Annotated in this window: 13 protein-coding genes; 6 read left to right on the forward strand and 7 right to left on the reverse strand. The window is 61.0% G+C overall.

Annotated features, from left to right (window positions below):
- Positions 1 to 3 precede the first annotated feature (3 nt).
- Entirely contained in the window at positions 4 to 1,050 is a 1,047-nt protein-coding gene (locus NRB16_RS12710; RefSeq protein ID WP_045486300.1) for a LacI family DNA-binding transcriptional regulator, read from the reverse strand.
- A 163-nt stretch (positions 1,051 to 1,213) separates the two neighbouring features.
- Between NRB16_RS12710 and NRB16_RS12715 the strand changes: the two genes are divergently transcribed.
- The 4 genes from NRB16_RS12715 to mgrA all read left to right on the forward strand — a co-directional run bounded on the left by NRB16_RS12715 (position 1,214) and on the right by mgrA (position 7,123).
- On the forward strand, positions 1,214 to 3,544 hold the full coding sequence (locus NRB16_RS12715; protein WP_257106263.1) for a TonB-dependent receptor: 2,331 nt from the start codon (positions 1,214 to 1,216) through the stop codon (positions 3,542 to 3,544).
- Positions 3,545 to 3,704: 160 nt separating this feature from the next.
- Positions 3,705 to 5,033 carry an LLM class flavin-dependent oxidoreductase gene (locus NRB16_RS12720; RefSeq protein WP_257106264.1) on the forward strand — a complete coding sequence of 443 codons (1,329 nt, stop codon included), beginning with the start codon at positions 3,705 to 3,707 and terminating at the stop codon, positions 5,031 to 5,033.
- Between the two features lie 12 nt (positions 5,034 to 5,045).
- The gene (locus tag NRB16_RS12725) at positions 5,046 to 5,981 is read left to right on the forward strand and encodes a sulfonate ABC transporter substrate-binding protein (RefSeq protein ID WP_257106265.1); all 936 of its coding nucleotides are present in this window, start codon (positions 5,046 to 5,048) and stop codon (positions 5,979 to 5,981) included.
- Positions 5,982 to 6,085: 104 nt separating this feature from the next.
- Positions 6,086 to 7,123 (forward strand): L-glyceraldehyde 3-phosphate reductase, encoded by a 1,038-nt coding sequence (gene mgrA / locus NRB16_RS12730; RefSeq protein WP_045486311.1) that lies wholly within the window; start codon positions 6,086 to 6,088, stop codon positions 7,121 to 7,123.
- Here mgrA and NRB16_RS12735 read toward each other — a convergent pair.
- The 6 genes from NRB16_RS12735 to glnA all read right to left on the reverse strand — a co-directional run bounded on the left by NRB16_RS12735 (position 7,089) and on the right by glnA (position 13,956).
- Positions 7,089 to 8,297, reverse strand: a complete 1,209-nt coding sequence (locus tag NRB16_RS12735; RefSeq protein WP_253140247.1) for a hypothetical protein — start codon at positions 8,295 to 8,297, stop codon at positions 7,089 to 7,091. The genes mgrA and NRB16_RS12735 overlap by 35 nt on opposite strands.
- Positions 8,298 to 8,426: 129 nt before the next feature.
- Complete coding sequence (ntrC, locus tag NRB16_RS12740; RefSeq protein ID WP_045486313.1) at positions 8,427 to 9,863, reverse strand: nitrogen regulation protein NR(I); 1,437 nt, start codon at positions 9,861 to 9,863, stop codon at positions 8,427 to 8,429.
- Positions 9,860 to 10,942 (reverse strand): nitrogen regulation protein NR(II), encoded by a 1,083-nt coding sequence (glnL, locus tag NRB16_RS12745; RefSeq protein ID WP_045486316.1) that lies wholly within the window; start codon positions 10,940 to 10,942, stop codon positions 9,860 to 9,862. Before glnL ends, ntrC begins: the two co-directional genes overlap by 4 nt.
- 288 nt (positions 10,943 to 11,230) lie before the next feature.
- Positions 11,231 to 11,857 carry a DUF4124 domain-containing protein gene (locus tag NRB16_RS12750; protein ID WP_045486319.1) on the reverse strand — a complete coding sequence of 209 codons (627 nt, stop codon included), beginning with the start codon at positions 11,855 to 11,857 and terminating at the stop codon, positions 11,231 to 11,233.
- Position 11,858: 1 nt separating this feature from the next.
- On the reverse strand, positions 11,859 to 12,380 hold the full coding sequence (locus NRB16_RS12755) for a DUF4124 domain-containing protein (protein ID WP_257106266.1): 522 nt from the start codon (positions 12,378 to 12,380) through the stop codon (positions 11,859 to 11,861).
- A gap of 169 nt (positions 12,381 to 12,549) precedes the next feature.
- On the reverse strand, positions 12,550 to 13,956 hold the full coding sequence (gene glnA, locus NRB16_RS12760) for a glutamate--ammonia ligase (protein WP_257106267.1): 1,407 nt from the start codon (positions 13,954 to 13,956) through the stop codon (positions 12,550 to 12,552).
- A 335-nt stretch (positions 13,957 to 14,291) separates the two neighbouring features.
- On the opposite strand from glnA, the gene thiI reads away from it, so the two are divergent.
- The gene (gene thiI / locus NRB16_RS12765; protein ID WP_045486328.1) at positions 14,292 to 15,746 is read left to right on the forward strand and encodes a tRNA uracil 4-sulfurtransferase ThiI; all 1,455 of its coding nucleotides are present in this window, start codon (positions 14,292 to 14,294) and stop codon (positions 15,744 to 15,746) included.
- Positions 15,747 to 15,882: 136 nt separating this feature from the next.
- Positions 15,883 to 17,703, forward strand: a complete 1,821-nt coding sequence (gene typA / locus NRB16_RS12770) for a translational GTPase TypA (RefSeq protein ID WP_257106268.1) — start codon at positions 15,883 to 15,885, stop codon at positions 17,701 to 17,703.
- The last annotated feature ends 111 nt before the right edge of the window (positions 17,704 to 17,814 follow it).

The raw sequence follows: 17,814 nt of genomic DNA on the forward strand, positions 1-17,814 counted from the left end.
GGTTTAAGTGCTCTCTCGTTCTATCAGTTGGCAATCGAGCAGGTTCAACCGCTGGATATCCCCGCTCACCGGCAACACCCCCAGGCTTTGTAAAACCCGTTGCGCGGCCAGTACGCCGATCTCCAGCGCCGGGGGCTTGATGGTGCTCAGGCTGGGCAGCAGCATCTCGGCGAACGCATAGTCGCCAAAGCCCATCACCGCGCAGTCTTGTGGAATTCTCAGGCCGGCCCGTTGCCCGGCCAGCAGCCCGCCGGCGGCCAGGTTGTCGTTGGCAAACACGATCGCATCAGGGCGGGTGGGGCTGTTCATCAGAGCGTGCATGGCCTGTTTGCCGGCTTCGAACGGGGTCAGCCCCGCTTGCGGGGTGAACACCCAGGGCTCCAGGCCCAGGGCCTGTAACGTTGCGGCGTAACCGTCGCGGCGCTCCAGTGCGCTGAAGTCGCCGGCCATGCTGTTGAGCACGAAGGCGATGCGCCGGTAGCCCTTGGCGTGCAGATGGCGGGTAGCGCTGACGCCCACTTGGTAATGGGAAAATCCGATCTGCATCGGGCCGCGCTCCGGGCGGTAGTCCCAGGTCTCGATCACCGGCATGTCGGCCTGCTCGATCATCTTCTCGGTGGCCGGGGTATGGAAATGACTGGTCAATACCAATGCTGCCGGTGACCAGCCGAGAAACGCGCGCACGGCGCTTTCTTCCTGCTCGGCAGAGAAGTAACTGGACGCCAACAGCAGTTGAAAACCGTGCTGGCTCAGGGTGTCGCTGAAACCCTGAATGGTATTGGCAAAGATCGGCCCGGAGATATTGGGGATAACCATCGCGACCACTTTACTGCGCGCCGAGGCCAGGCCGCCGGCGACCAGATTGGGTACATAGCCCAGCTCGTTGACCACGGCGGCGATGCGCTCGCGCAGGTCTGGCGAGACTTGCTCGGGCTGGTTGAAGTAGCGCGAGATGGTAATCGCTGAAACCCCGACCTGTTTGGCCACCGTACTCAGGGTCACCCGACCGGCGTTACGGCGCTTGCGTGTTGCGCTGGATTTTTCCGTCATGCTCGAAGGCTTATAAAACTTAACGATATATAAAAGTAATTTTTCAGTATTGGACGCTCTATGTGCCAATTTCTGATACTTGCGATGTTAGCGCTAACGTCATGGTTTGTCTGCTACTCGCTGCCGCGAATGCCGAATCAAGTTAGCAGACAATCAGCGGTCGATGCGTGGGGCATTGGCGAGGTTCGGCACATTTAAAGCAGGCACACAGATGCAGACAACACTTGGGGGCGGTACGCAACACACTCTTCTGGCGCAGGCCATTCATCATGCTGGCGCTCAGCCGAATAGCCGACGTGCAGGCCGTTGCGCCTGGTTGCTGCTGGGCCTGGCGAGCCTGCCACTGGCGCCCGGTGCGGCCCTGGCCGAGACTGGCCAGAATGCCAGCGATGCACCGGTGCTCAACGCCGTGACGGTCACCGCCACGCGCCGTGAAGAGTCGCTGCAGAAAGTCCCGGTGGCGGTCTCGGTGGTCGAGGGCGAGCAACTGGAGCGCGATAACCGCAATGGTGTGGCCAGCCTGGTGCAACAGGTGCCGACCCTGAATTTCCGGACCGGTGCTTCGAACAAGGACACCTCGTTGTTCATTCGTGGCGTGGGCACCATCTCCACCTCGCCGGGTGTCGAGCCGACCGTGGCCACCGTGATCGACGGTGTGGTGCTTGGCCGTCCGGGTCAGGCGACCCTGGACCTGCTCGACCTGGAGCGCATCGAAGTGCTGCGCGGCCCGCAGGGTACGCTGTTTGGCAAGAACGCTTCGGCCGGTGTACTGAACGTGGTGAGCAAGGCGCCGAGCGCCGAGACCCATGGCTACATCGACCAGTCGTGGTACACCGGCAATGAAAGCCGGACCCGCTTCGGGATTGGCGGCAGCCTGATTCCCGACACCCTCAAAGGCTCGCTGACCACCCTGTTCGGCAGCTATGACGGCAATGTGGATAACAAACTCAACGGCCAGGAAGTCAACGGCTACAACCGTAAAGGCATTCGCGGCAAGCTGGAGTTCACCCCTAACGACGACATCACGTTCACCCTGATCGGTGATTACCAGCAGGCCCATGACGACGCGCCCAACGGGGTGGTCAGCAAAGCGCTGACCCCGGCGTTTGGCGCGGCGCTGGCGCCGGTACGTGCCGACAGCGACAACCGTGATGTGCTCAGCGATTACCGCAGCCATGTCGATGATGTGAACAAGGGTTTGTCTGGCCAGCTGGACTGGCAACTGGGCGACTTCACCCTGACATCGATCACCGCCTGGCGCGGCTGGGATAACACCCAGTACCAGGACGGCGACCGCCTCGGGGCGATCACCAGCGCCTTTGCCGGCACTGAAGACAAAGGTCAGCTCGACTACAACCAGTACTCTCAGGAGCTGCGTCTTGCTTCGCCCAAAGGCGAGTTCGTCGAATACGTCGGCGGTCTGTTCTACATGTACGGCAAGAGTGACGAAACCTACCAGCGCACACTGATCACCCCGAACAGCCGCGACCGTGGTATCGCCGACTACAGCACTACCAACCAGAGTTATTCGGTGTTCGGTGAAAGCACCTTCAATCTGACCCCGGATCTGCGCGCCATTGCCGGTCTGCGCTGGACCCACGACAAGCTCGAATACGATCACCGGCGGGTTTCGACCTCGGCGGTCACGGTCAGCGGTATCCAGCCGGCCACCAGCAGTTCGGGTAGCGTGGACGAAGACGGCAAATCTGGCCGCCTGGGCCTGCAGTACGACCTGAGCGATACGGTGACCAGCTACGTGACCTACTCGCGTGGCTACAAAGGCCCGGCGTACAACGTGTTCTTCAACATGCAGCCACGTGACACTGACGCGCTCAAGCCGGAGACCTCCAACACTTGGGAAGTGGGCATCAAGGCCAGCGCCTGGAATAACCGCCTGACCACCAACCTGGCGGTGTTCCACAGCGACTACGACAACTATCAGGCGAACTTCTTCGACAGCGTCGCCGGCCAGGTGGTGACCCGGCTGATCAACGCCGGTAGCGTGAAGACTGAGGGCGTCGAACTCGACTATGCGCTGCAGGTGACCTCGCAGTTCAAACTCTCCGGTGCCCTGGCCTACACCAAGGCGCGCATCGACACCTTTGCCTGCCCGGCCGGCGCCGCCGCCTCGTGCAATGTCGATGGCAAGACCCTGCCGTACAGCCCGGACTGGAAAAGCTATGTCCGTGCCGACTACAGCATCCCGCTGGACAACGGCCTGGATATCGAGCTGAGCACCGATTACGCCTGGCAGAGCGAAGTGCAGTACGACATCAGCCAGAACATCGACACCAAGCAGGGCGCCTACGGCATCTGGAACGCCAGCGTGGCCCTGGCCGACTACAACGCTGGCTGGCGCGTAGCGCTGCTGGGCAAAAACCTGGCCGACAAGTCGTATTCGCCGATGCTGGCCACCGGCGGCAACTACATCTACCGCGCCGTTCCGCGTGACGATGAGCGCTACTTTGGCGTGCAACTGCGTAAAGACTTCTGACAGTGCTGCACGGTTTTCTGTAGGAGCCGCTTTAGCGGTGAAGACTCGAGGCTAAAGCTTCGCGGCTGAAGCCGCTCCTACGGGCCTTGTGTTCGCAGCCTGTGTTTACCTCTACAACCCTACTGCGTGCGACAACCCTCAACACCAAGGAGTCGTATAGATGAACAAGCCTGCCCGCCAACTGAAACTGGGCGCATTCCTGATGGCTACCGGGCACCACGTCGCGGCCTGGCGTCACCCGGATGTCCCCGCCAACGCGGGGCTGGACTTCAAGCACTACCGGCATCTGGCCCAGGTGGCCGAGGCGGCGCGTTTCGATGCGCTGTTCGTGGCCGACAGCGTGGCAGCAGCGACCGGCGATATCGCCAGCCGCATGGCACGCTCGGATCACTTCGAGCCGCTGACCCTGTTGTCGGCGCTCAGCGCGGTGACCGAGCATATCGGCCTGATCGCCACGGCGACCACCACCTATAACGAGCCGTACCACGTGGCGCGCAAGTTTGCCTCGCTCGATCACCTGTCCGGCGGGCGTGCCGGCTGGAATCTGGTGACCTCCGACGCGGCGGCCGAAGCGCAGAACTTCGGTCTGGATGAGCATGTCGGTCACGCCGACCGCTACAGCCGGGCACAGGAGTTTCACCAGGTGGTGACCGGCTTGTGGGACAGTTGGGGCGATGATGCTTTTACTCGTGACAAGGCCAGCGGCGAGTATTACGACCCGGCCAGGCTGCATGTGCTGAATCACCAGGGCGAGCACTTTCGGGTCAAGGGGCCGCTGAACGTGGCGCGTTCACCACAGGGCCAGCCGGTGGTGGTACAGGCCGGCTCTTCGGAAGTGGGCCGTGACCTGGCGGCGCGCACCGCTGAAGTGGTGTTCACCGCGCAAACTTCGCTGGCCAGTGCTCAAGCCTTCTATGCCGACCTCAAGGGGCGGCTGGCAGCGTATGGGCGCAGTCAGGATTCGCTGAAGATCATGCCCGGTGTGCTGATTGTAGTGGCCGAGACTGAGCAAGCCGCCAAGGCAAAGTTCGAGTCGTTTCAGGAACTGGTCGAGCCGCAGGTGGGCGTGGCGTTATTGGGCCGCATGCTGGGTAATTTCGATCTGTCCGGTTATCCACTGGACGGGCCACTGCCGGAACTGCCGCTGACCGACAGCGGTCAGCGCAGCCGCCAGCAATTGCTGACTGAGCTGGCTGCCCGGGAAAACCTGAACCTGGCGCAACTGGGGCGACGGATTGCCGGTGGTCGTGGGCATTACAGCCTGATCGGCACACCTGAACAGATTGCCGATGAGCTGCAGAACTGGTTTGAAAACGGTGCGGCCGATGGCTTCAACGTGCTGGTGCCGCATCTGCCCGGCGGGCTGGAAGATGTTGCCCGGCTGCTGGTGCCGGAGCTGCAACGCCGTGGCCTGTTCCGCATCGAATATGAAGGCACCACCCTGCGCGAAAATCTGGGGCTGCAACGGCCCGCCAACCGATTTGAATGAGGTCTATTACCGATGAAACCACTGGCATTGCTCAGCGCCGCTCTGGCCTTTTGCGGCTTGATCAATATGGCCGTTGCCGCTGACCCGGAGACGTTGCGGATCGGCTTTCAGAAAGGCTCGATTCCGCTGGTCCTGGCCAAAGAGCATCAACTGCTGGAGAAGCGCTTTGCCAAGACGCAGGTCAAGTGGGTCGAGTTTCCGGCCGGGCCGCAGATGCTTGAAGCGTTGAACGTCGGCAGTCTGGACATCGCCTCCACGGGTGATATTCCGCCGATCTTCGCCCAGGTTGCCGGGGCTGATCTGGTGTATGTCGGCGCCGAGCCGGCCAAGCCCCAAGCCGAGGTGATTCTGGTTCGCAAGGACAGCCCCTTGCAGAAGATCGAGGACCTCAAGGGCCGCAAGGTCGCCTTGCAGAAAGGCTCCAGCGCCAACAATCTGGTGCTGCGCGCCTTGCTCAAGGTCGGGTTGACGTTCAAGGATATCCAGCCGATCTATCTGAGCCCGGCTGATGCCCGGGCGGCCTTTGAAAATGGCAGCGTCGATGCCTGGGCGATCTGGGACCCGTACTATTCCATCGCGCTGGTTGAAGGGCATAGCCGGCTATTGGCCGATGGTACGGGGCTGGGCTTGTCCGGTCCGGTCTACACTGCCCGACGTGGGTTTGCTCAGGAACATCCGGCGTTTGTCCAGCAGGTGCTGGATGAGCTGACGGCTGCCGATGACCTGACCCGCAGCCAGCGCGAGCAGAGCATCGAGATCCTGACCCGCAGCATGGGCCTGCCGGCCGAGGTGATCGCTCTGTACATCGACCACCGTCCGGTCTCGCCGAGCCTGCCGATTACCCCTGAGATCATCAAGGCGCAGCAGGTGACTGCGGACCTGTTCTACGATAACCGTCTGCTGCCCAGGAAAATCGATGTCAGCAAGGCGGTCTGGCACAGCCATTGATCCCGTAGGAGCTGCTTTAGCAGCGAAGGCTTCCCGGCTAAAGCGGGCCACCGCCCGGCCGGGCTTACGGCGACGAAAACACCGAATTATTCAAGGAAATCCGCATGACCTATATCGCTGCCGAAAACCGCTACAACGACATGCTCTATCGTCGCACCGGGCGCAGTGGCTTGTTGCTGCCGGCGCTGTCGCTGGGGCTGTGGCACAACTTCGGTGACGCCACGCCGATCGATACCCAGCGCGCCATGCTACGCACTGCCTTCGACCTGGGCATTACCCACTTCGACCTGGCCAATAATTACGGCCCGCCCTATGGCAGCGCCGAGGTCAATTTCGGCCGTTTGCTGCGTGAAGACTTCAAGGCTTATCGCGACGAGCTGATCATCTCCACCAAGGCCGGTTGGGACATGTGGCCAGGTCCTTATGGTCAGGGCGGCGGGTCGCGCAAGTACGTGCTGGCCAGCCTCGATCAAAGCCTGCAACGGCTGGGTGTCGATTATGTCGACATCTTCTATTCGCACCGCTTCGACCCCGACACGCCGCTGGAAGAAACCGCTGGCGCACTGGCCACCGCCGTGCAGCAAGGCAAGGCGCTGTACATCGGCATCTCGTCTTACTCGGGCAGTAAAACCCGGGAAATCGCCGCGCTGCTCAAACAGTGGAATGTGCCGCTGCTGATTCATCAGCCGGCTTATAACCTGCTCAATCGCTGGGTGGAGAAAGACCTGCTTGATGCCACCGATGAGCTGGGCGCGGGCGTGATTGTCTTTACTGCGCTGGCCCAGGGCCTGCTGTCGGACAAGTACCTCAATGGCGTGCCGCAAGATGCCCGGGTCAATCGTCCCGGCGGTGGTTCATTGAAGGCTGAGCATCTGTCGGAGCAGAACCTTGAGCATGTACGCAAACTCAACGCGATCGCCCGGCAGCGTGGCCAGAGCCTGGCACAGATGGCGCTGGCCTGGACCCTGCGTGACCCACGGGTAACCTCGGCGTTGATCGGCGCCAGCCGACCCGAGCAGATCGTCGAAAACGTTGCCGCCTTGAACAACCTGGCGTTCAGTGCCGAGGAGCTGGCCGAGATTGATCGCTTTGCCGTGGAGGGCGGTATCAATTTGTGGGCCAGGCCTTCTTTGGCGCAGTAACGTTGGCGAGCCTCAGTGAGCCGATCCGCAGCGGCGGGGCGCTGTCATGGTAGTGCGGATAGCACGCCTGAAAGTCCAGGGCCGCCTGGATAAGCCTGGCGTCCGACAGGTGCGGGCCGCAGAACGCTGCATTGATGCTGGCACCGCTGCTGCTCTGGCCGATGGGGAAAGTGACCATCGGCCAGCCCGGCACATGGGGTAGCCTGTCAGGCCCGGACGATGCTGAGGACATCACCAGCATGAAGTCCAGGCGTTGATCGCGCAGGTTGCTTTCCCAGCCTCGCGGCGGGCATGGCGGTGCATCGGGAAGTTCGATCAATCGCGCTCCCAGGCGCGCCAGTTGCTCGCGAAACCGCTCCAGGACCTGCCAGCTTTGCGGCGCGTCCGCTGCCCTCGGCGGCGTTACGCCAATGCGGGTACTGAGCAGCGGTCTGTAGCCTGACCGGGCTGTCACCGGCCATCGCACGGGCGCGGTTTGCGCTGCACCGGCTTCACTGAGCGCTGCCAGCACCAGCGCTGCATCGCGCACGCTGCGTGCGACAGTGCCGGGCACGTCCCAGCCCATGGCCAGGCCCAGCGACGGTTTGATGCCGCTGGCCGCATGAGCGGCACTGGGCATCATGAAGGCGTCATCGGCGGTTTGCGCCAGCGCCGCAGCGCACAGCCTGGCGACCGGGGCGATGGCGCTCAACCCGCTCTGCGTGCCACCGGGGCATATCGAGCCGCGCAGCGGGCCGAGTAAAATCGCGCCCTGGTCATACAGCCGGGCAACCAGCGGCGAGTCTTCAAGTTTCCAGGGCCGGCCATTACGCGCCACGGCCACCAGTGACTCGCTGATGCCCAGCACGATGCCGCACAGCAGCGGCGCAGGGCCGCGAGGGTCATCGGCGTTGCTCAGCCATTGATCGGCCAGGCGCGCGCGGGTCAGCGCCTGCTGCGCATCGATATGCACCGAAAGGCTGTTGTCGCCATAGCCTTTGAGCGATTCTTCGAACCGGTAAAGGCGTGCCAGGCTGGCAATGGTCAACTGTTCGGCAGTCAGTTCGCCGCTGCGCAGCAGCACCGCCATTTCAGCGAGCTGATAGTCGACGATGCGGTTAGGGCAGCCAATGGATGACCGTGACGGCAGGCCGCACAGCGGCGGGCGGTTGCCAGTAAGAGGGCGTGGGTCCATCGCGATAAGCTCCTTCTGGCCTTGCCATGCAAGGCCGTTTTCCGGAGCTAATCAGCGAACGGCAGGGTCGTAAACTGATAGAAATGACAGCAGGCCGTGCAGCCCTTGGCGGGCGGGCCTGCCCTTTCGTCAGTTGTCTTCGGCCTCGTCTTCGTCGCCGCCATCAACCTTCATGCCCAGTTCCTTGATCTTGCGCGTCAGGGTATTGCGACCCCAACCGAGCAGCACGGCGGCATCACGACGACGACCGGCGGTGTGCTTGAGGGCGGTTTCGATCATGATCCGTTCAAAGGATGGCACCGCGCTGTCGAGCAGGCTCGACTGGCCACGTGACAACGCCTGATCGGCCCACTGGCGCAGCGCCTGTTCCCAGTTGGTGATCGGGCCTGCATCCTGCGGCACGCTAAGCAGTTCAGGCGGCAGGTCGCTGATGTGCACCTCACGGCCAGACGCCATGACGGTGATCCAGCGGCAGGTATTCTCCAGTTGCCGCACGTTACCCTGCCACGGCAGATGCTTGAGGTATTCCTCGGTCTCGGCCTTGAGCAGCTTGGGCTCGACGGCCAGTTCCTGGGCGGCGCGGCTGAGGAAATGGCGGGCCAGGGTCGGGATGTCTTCGCGACGGTCCGACAGGCGTGGAATATGAATGCGGATCACGTTCAGGCGGTGGAACAAGTCTTCGCGGAACTTGCCGGCATGCACCAGGCCTTCAAGGTTCTGGTGGGTCGCGGCGATGATGCGCACATCGACCTTGACCGGCGTATGGCCGCCGACCCGGTAGAACTCGCCGTCGGCCAGCACGCGCAACAGGCGGGTCTGGGTGTCGGCCGGCATGTCACCGATCTCGTCGAGAAACAGGGTGCCGCCGTCGGCCTGTTCGAAGCGTCCGCGGCGCAGGTTGGCGGCGCCGGTAAACGCGCCTTTTTCATGGCCGAACAGCTCCGATTCCATCAAGTCCTTGGGGATCGCCGCCATGTTCAGCGCAATGAACGGCGCGACGGCACGTGGGCTGTGACGATGCAGGGCATGCGCGACCAGCTCTTTACCGGTACCGGACTCACCGTTGATCAACACGGTGATATTGGAGTGGCTCAGACGACCGATGGCGCGAAACACCTCTTGCATCGCCGGCGCTTCGCCGATGATTTCCGGGGTGCGGGCCATGACCGGCGGAGCTTCCAGGCCTTGCTGTTCCTGGGCGTGCTGGTTGGCACGCTTGACCAGTGATACGGCTTCATCGACATCGAACGGCTTGGGCAGGTATTCGAACGCGCCGCCCTGATAGGACGCCACGGCGCTGTCGAGGTCCGAATGCGCGGTCATGATGATGACCGGCAGGCGCGGGTTCTGTTCACGAATCCGCGCCAACAGGTCCAGGCCACTGGTACCGGGCATGCGGATATCGGAAATGATCACATCCGGCTGCTGGCGGGCCAGGCGGCTGATCACGCCATCGGCGCTGTCGAAGCTCTGCGTGGTCATGCCTTCCTGTTGCAGGGCCTTTTCCAGTACCCAGCGGATGGAACGATCGTCATCTACGATCCAGACAGTTTCGCTACGGCTCACGAGGCGGCTCCTTGTTCCAGCGGCAGAAAGATCGAGAAGGTGGTATGGCCGGGATGGCTTTCACACTCGATCAGGCCCTGGTGCTGGCTAATGATGGTCTGGGTAATGGCCAGGCCCAGCCCGGTACCGTCGGGGCGGCCGCTGACCATTGGATAGAAAATGGTTTCCTGGAGTTCGGCCGGAATGCCCGGACCGTTGTCGGTGATCTCGACCTTGCTCACCAGGCGGTGACGTACATGGCCGATGGTGAACTGGCGGATGGTCCGGCTGCGCAAGGTGATACGCCCAAGGCGCAGCTCGTTTTGGCTGCCAATTGCCTGCATGGCGTTACGCACGATATTGAGCACTGCCTGGATCATCTGCTCGCGGTCGATCAGTACATCGGGAATGCTCGGGTCATAGTCACGCACCAAAGTGATGCGCCCCTGACTTTCGGCTTCGACCAGGCTGCAGACACGCTCCAGCACTTCATGGATATTGGTCGAGGCCAGCGCCGGCAACTTGTTGGAACCGAGCATGCGGTCGACCAGATTACGCAGCCGGTCGGCCTCTTCGATGATGACGTTGGTGTAGTCCTTGAGGCTTTCTTCAGGCAGTTCGCGGGCCAGCAACTGCGCCGCACCGCGGATGCCGCCCAACGGATTCTTGATCTCGTGAGCCAGGCCGCGCACCAGCATTTTGGTGGTTTCCTGCTTGGACAACTGGGCTTCTTCCTTGGTGATGCGCAGTAGCCGGTCGCGAGGGTGAACCTCCAGCAGCAGCAGGGTCTGGCCGTTGTTGAGGATCGGCGTCACGGCATAGTCGACGGTCAGGGTCTGGCCGGTCAGTGCGGTGAGCATGGCTTCGCGTTTGGTGAACGGGTGCGCCTGTTCCACCGCCTGGCGCAGCGAGCTCAGGGCCTCGGCCGATTCGGTGAACAGCTCGCTGATGAACTGCCCATGGTTGCGCTGGCCGCTGATCGCCAACAGCATTTCTGCGGCGGGGTTCATGTACTCAAGGCGCAGTTCGGCGTTGAGCAGGATGGTCGCAGTGGTCAGATTGTCCAGTAACAATCGGTGCAGCGCGTCGCTGATAGTCATGAATCCTGATGACCTCTTTTGCCACTTTGCATTCGCGGGCCATGGCGCCGGGATAATTGGCCAGTGCGTGCCCGACGATGGGACACGGCTGACCGTGTGCTATGCCGGCTAAGGTTGCAAGAACCAAACCAAGGCTCCGAAAAGAAGCGTCAGCCCCCTTAAAACCGGGCATTTATTGTGCTTTGGTTGTCGGGCAGCGACATGTCAGACGCAAAGTTGACCCGAATCGGGGCTTTTGGGTGCTGATGCAAGTCTTTCTTGCACCAGTTTAGTGCGTGACGGGAGGTTTTAAAGGAAAGGAATCCAACTGGATTTTTGCTGAGGCTTGTCTTTGAGGGGGCATTCCGGGCGTACACCGTAATCGGCGCTCTGGCAGGGCTTGGCCAGGCGTTTCTGGTTCAGCGAAATGCGCTGTACATGAAAAGGCTGGTTGGCGGTCTTTTCCACGAGCCGGCCCAATTCGTCATAGATTTCCACGGACAGCTGATGAGTGCCGCGATCGATATTGCTCAAGGCAAACACCGGGCTGCGCCCTGGCGCTGCGACGGGCTGGTTGTCGAGCAGCAGCACGTAGCGATGCCCCTCTTGCAGCGCCGGCTCGTTGGTCACCGTAACGATCAGGTTGCCTTCCATGCTGCGCAGCGCTGCGTCGGGTTCTGGGGCGAGGATGCGCAGCAACTGGTAGCGGAACATCGCCTTGGGCTTGGGCTGGACAGGGCTGGCTTTGACGTCGCGGGTACGGGGTGTGCTGCTCATATTGTTGGTGGGGGTGATATCGACCCGCTTGGCGTTCTTGTGCGGCTGATCGGTGAACACCCGATTGCCTTCGGCATCGACATAGGTATAGATCTGCGCCTGGGCAAGCGTTGCCAGCCCGCACAGAACAGCGCACCACAGGATGCGCAACGCGCCCATCTCAGGGCCTGCCCGCAGCGGCGCGCAATACGGTCAGGGTCACGGTGGGGCTCTGCTGGATGATGCGCCTGGCGTCGTGCACCAGCACGGCGAAGCTGTGCTCGCCGCGATCAATATTGACGACCTGCAGGCGCGGTACGTTGGTGGGTTGACCGTACGGTTTGCCATCGACCAGCAGTTGCAAGCGATGGTCCGGCTGCAGCCTGGGCTTGATTCGCACGCCGATGGAAAAAGTGCCGTCATTGGCACGCAGCGCGGCATCGTTGGGCAGGTCGGTCAGTTCCAGTTGCTCGTAGGCCACAGGGGCCGGCGCTGACTGAGTGGCTGGCGCAGGGCTGGCTGGCGCAGCAGCGGGGCGCGGCTCGATACTGTTGAGCGGCTTGAGCTCGACCGGCTCGGCGCGTGCACCGTCAGGCGGCTGATTGCTGTAGGCCGTATTGCCATTGGCGTCGGTGTACTTGTAGATCTGTGCCATGGCGGGCAGGCAGACCAACAACAGCAGGCAGACAAGACTGTGACGCATGGCATTCTCGACAGCAACGGGAGCGATGAGGGCTCAGCATAATGCAGATTCGTGCGATGTGCGTGGCTGGCCAGCATTAGTCTTGCAAGCATGGCCGAGGCCTGCATAAACAAAAAAGGCCACCCGAAGGTGGCCTCTCGATACGCCGGCGAGGCCGGCGTACAAGGAATCAGCAGCTGTAGTACAGCTCGTATTCCAGAGGGTGTACGAAGGTACGGACTTTGACTTCTTCAGCCGATTTCAGCTCGATGTAGGCATCAATGAAGTCGTCGGAGAACACGCCGCCTTTGGTCAGGAACGCACGGCCTTTGTCCAGTTCTTCCAGGGCCTCTTTCAGGCTGCCGCACACTTGCGGGATTTCCTTGGCTTCTTCTGGTGGCAGGTCGTACAGGTTCTTGTCGGCTGCATCGCCTGGGTGGATCTTGTTCTGGATACCGTCCAGACCGGCCATCAGCAGGGCAGCGAAGGCCAGGTACGGGTTGGCAGCCGGATCCGGGAAGCGGGCTTCGATACGACGTGCGCGTGGGCTGGAAACGTAAGGAATACGGATCGAAGCCGAACGGTTACGCGCCGAGTAGGCCAGCATTACCGGCGCTTCAAAGCCTGGGACCAGACGCTTGTAGGAGTTGGTCGACGGGTTGGTGAAGCCGTTCAGGGCCTTACCGTGCTTGATGATACCGCCGATGAAGTACAGAGCGGTGTCGGACAGACCGGCATAGCCTTCGCCGGCGAAGGTGTTCTTGCCGTCTTTGGCGATGGACATGTGGACGTGCATGCCCGAGCCGTTGTCGCCGTACAGCGGCTTCGGCATGAAGGTCGCGGTGCGGCCGTAGGCGTCGGCAACGTTGTGCACAACGTACTTCAGGGTCTGAACTTCGTCAGCCTTCTTGACCAGGGTGTTGAACTTCACGCCGATTTCGTTCTGGCCGGCAGTTGCCACTTCGTGGTGGTGAACTTCAACGACCTGACCCATTTCTTCCAGTGCGTTGCACATGGCAGTACGGATTTCGTGGTCGTGGTCGACCGGTGGAACCGGGAAGTAGCCGCCTTTGATGCCTGGACGGTGGCCTTTGTTGCCGCCTTCGACGTCCTGGTCGGTCATCCACGAGCCTTGCTCGGAGAAGATCTTGAACATCGAGCCGGAGATGTCGGACTTGTATTTGACCGAGTCAAAGATGAAGAACTCAGGCTCTGGACCGACGAACACGGTGTCACCGATACCGGTGGACTTCAGGTATTCCTCGGCGCGGTGCGCGATGGCGCGCGGGTCGCGGTCGTAGCCTTGCATGGTCGACGGCTCGATGATGTCGCAGACCAGGATCAGGGTAGGCTCTTCGGTGAACGGGTCCAGCACGGCGGAGTCGTCGTCCGGCAGCAGGATCATGTCGGAGGCTTCGATACCTTTCCAGCCTTCGATGGAGGAACCGTCGAACATCTTGCCGACTTCGAAGAACTCTTCGTCCAGCGCGTCGCGTGCCGGCATGGTGACGTGTTGCTGCTTGCCTTTGGTGTCAGTGAAGCGCAGATCAATCCATTTAACGTCATGATCTTTGATGAGTTGAACCGACTTCGACATGGTGTCCTCCGGGTGGGTTGGGACCGTTGCTATTGTTTGGCCCCTGAATTTGGGTAGTGCCGGCGCAGAATACTCTGCCAAGGCAACCTGCCTCACAAGGGAGCAAATTGCATGCCAGTGCCCCGAGTTGGGCGCGATGCCCGATTCTGCGCATGTTGCTGAGGTCAATGTCGTTTTTTTGTACATTTCATGCACTGTTATGTTGCCGAACTGATCGATTGTGATCCTTTTTGGTGCGTCGACATTCGGGTGTACGATAGTTGGTTAAACCTTGAGCAATTTCCGCTATAATCCGCGCCCCTCTTTTTTCAGCCGGATCCTTACGTAGCGTTTTCATGAAGCTCATCGTCAAAGTTTTCCCAGAAATCACCATCAAAAGCCCACCGGTGCGCAAGAAGTTCATTCGCCAGCTGGGCAAGAACATCCGTACCGTGCTGCGCGAGCTGGACGAAAATATCGTCGTGGGTGGTGTATGGGACAACCTTGAGGTCGAGACCCGGCTGACCGATCCGAAGATCCTTCAGGGCATCACTGAGCGGCTGTGCTGCATGCCAGGTATCGCCAATTTCCTGCAGGTGGCTGAATACCCGCTGGGCGATATGGACGACATTGTCGCCAAGTGCAGAGAGCACTACGCCGATCTGTTGCCGGGCAAGGTCTTTGCGGTGCGTTGCAAGCGCGCCGGCAAGCATGCATTCAGCTCGATGGACGTCGAACGTTATGTCGGCAGCCAGTTGCGCCAGCAATGTGGCGCCGCCGGCATCGACCTGAAAAACCCCGAACTGCTGGTGCGCATGGAGATTCGCGACGAACGGTTGTTCGTCATCCACAGCCAGCACCAGGGCCTTGGCGGTTATCCGCTGGGCGCACTGGAGCAGACCCTGGTGTTGATGTCCGGTGGTTTCGACTCTACCGTGGCCGCCTATCAGATGATGCGCCGCGGCCTGGTCACCCATTTCTGCTTCTTCAACCTGGGCGGGCGTGCCCACGAACTGGGCGTGATGGAAGTTGCGCACTACATCTGGAAGAAATTCGGCAGCTCGCAACGCGTGCTGTTCATCAGCGTACCGTTCGAGGAAGTGCTGGGCGAAATCCTGCAGAAAGTCGACGACGGTCATATGGGTGTAGTGTTGAAGCGTATGATGTTACGCGCAGCATCGGCCATGGCTGACCGCCTGGACATCGACGTGCTGGTGACCGGCGAGGCGATTTCCCAGGTGTCGAGCCAGACCTTGCCGAACCTGTCGATCATCGACTCGGCCACCGACAAGCTGGTGTTGCGCCCGCTGGTGGCGACCGACAAACAGGACATCGTCAACCTGGCGACCAAAATCGGCACCGCCGAGTTCGCCCGGCACATGCCTGAATATTGCGGGGTGATTTCGGTCAACCCGAAAACCAATGCCAAGCGTTATCGCGTCGAACACGAAGAAACCCGTTTCGACATGGCAGCCCTCGATCGCGCGCTTGAGCGCGCCCGGCTGGTGACCATCGATCAGGTGATCGATGACCTGGGCCAGGATGTCGAGGTAGAAGAAGTCAGCCAGGCCCTGGCCGGCCAGGTCATCATCGACATCCGTCATCCGGATGCCCAGGAAGACCAGCCGCTGGAAGTGCCTGGCGTGGAAGTACAAGCCGTGCCGTTCTATGCATTGAACAGCCGCTTCAAGGAACTGGATTACACCCGCCAGTACCTGCTGTATTGCGACAAAGGCGTCATGAGCCGCCTGCATGCTCATCACCTGCTCAGTGAGGGGCATGCCAATGTGCGCGTATATCGACCGAGCTAAACGCCCGGGGCTGTTTGCCTGTGGCTTGCGTCACCGGCCCCCCGACGCCTTTATGGCCTCGGCCGACGTCTAACGCTTCAAACGCTAATCGCTGCTCCAGTGGCAGCAAACCGAATCCTCTGATCGAGATACACAAGTGATCGAAAATCTACGTAACATCGCCATCATCGCGCACGTTGACCACGGTAAAACCACCCTGGTAGACAAACTGCTGCGTCAGTCCGGCACTCTGGAGCGCAATGAGCTCAACGACGAGCGCGTGATGGACTCCAACGACCAGGAAAAAGAGCGCGGCATTACCATCCTGGCGAAGAACACCGCCATTCGCTGGAACGACTACCGCATCAACATCGTCGACACCCCGGGCCACGCCGACTTCGGTGGCGAAGTAGAGCGCGTGATGTCGATGGTTGACTCGGTACTGCTGCTGGTCGACGCCCAGGACGGCCCTATGCCGCAAACCCGCTTCGTGACCAAGAAGGCATTCGAAGCCGGTCTGAAGCCAATCGTGGTGATCAACAAGGTTGACCGTCCGGGCGCGCGTCCTGACTGGGTTCTGGACCAGATCTTCGACCTGTTCGACAACCTGGGCGCCACCGAAGACCAGCTGGACTTCCAGGTCGTCTACGCCTCGGCCCTGAACGGCATCGCCGGTCTGGACCACACTGCCATGGGCGAAGACATGACCGCGCTGTATCAGGCCATCGTCGACCACGTCCCGGCGCCAAGCGTTGACGTTGACGGTCCGTTCCAGATGCAAATCTCGGCGCTGGACTACAACAGCTTCCTGGGCATCATCGGTGTGGGTCGTATCGCCCGTGGCCGCGTCAAGCCAAACACCCCGGTTGTCGCTATCGACACCGAAGGCAAGAAGCGTAACGGTCGTATCCTCAAGCTGATGGGGCACCACGGTCTGCACCGTGTAGACGTCGAAGAAGCCACCGCTGGCGACATCGTCTGCATCAGCGGCTTCGAAGAGCTGTTCATCTCCGACACCCTGTGCGACATGAACAACGTCGAGGCCATGAAGCCGCTGACCGTTGACGAGCCAACCGTTTCGATGACCTTCCAGGTCAACGACTCGCCGTTCTGCGGTAAAGAAGGCAAGTTCGTCACCAGCCGTAACATCAAAGAGCGTCTGGACAAAGAGCTGCTGTACAACGTTGCCCTGCGCGTTGAAGAAGGCGACTCGGCTGACAAGTTCAAGGTTTCCGGCCGTGGTGAGCTGCACCTGTCGGTGCTGATCGAAACCATGCGTCGCGAAGGCTTCGAAATGGCCGTAGGCCGTCCGGAAGTTATCATCCGTGAAGTCGACGGCGTGAAGCAGGAACCGTTCGAAAACGTCACCATCGACATCCCTGAAGAATCCCAGGGCAAGGTGATGGAAGAGATGGGTCTGCGTAAGGGCGACCTGACCAACATGGTGCCGGATGGTAAAGGCCGTGTGCGTCTGGAATACAACGTCCCGGCGCGTGGTCTGATCGGTTTCCGTAACCAGTTCCTGACCCTGACCAACGGTGCAGGCATCCTGACCTCGATCTTCGATCGTTACGACACCATGAAGCCAGGCCAGATGTCCGGCCGCCTGAACGGCGTACTGGTTTCGGTCGAAACCGGCAAGGCACTGACCTACTCGCTGGAAACCCTGCAGGCTCGCGGCAAGCTGTTCATCGAGCACGGCCAGGACATCTACAACGGTCAGATCATCGGTCTGAACAGCCGTGACAACGACCTGGGCGTTAACCCGACCAAAGGCAAGAAGCTCGACAACATGCGTGCTTCGGGCAAGGACGAAGTCATCGCCCTGGTTCCGCCGGTTCGCCACACGCTGGAACAGGCTCTGGAATTCATCCAGGACGACGAGCTGTGCGAAGTGACTCCGAAGTCGATCCGTCTGCGCAAGAAGATCCTCGACGAAGGCGAGCGTACCCGCGCTGCCAAGAAAGCCAAGGCCTGATTCATAGCCTCGGCTGAGTGAAAACGCCCCCCGTCGCAAGACCGGGGGGGTTTTTATGTCTTAAAAAACGTGGAGGGGACGTCGAGGGGGTGGGGGGAGTGTGACACAAAT

The organism is Pseudomonas sp. LJDD11, from assembly GCF_024584215.1.
Taxonomy (GTDB): domain Bacteria; phylum Pseudomonadota; class Gammaproteobacteria; order Pseudomonadales; family Pseudomonadaceae; genus Aquipseudomonas.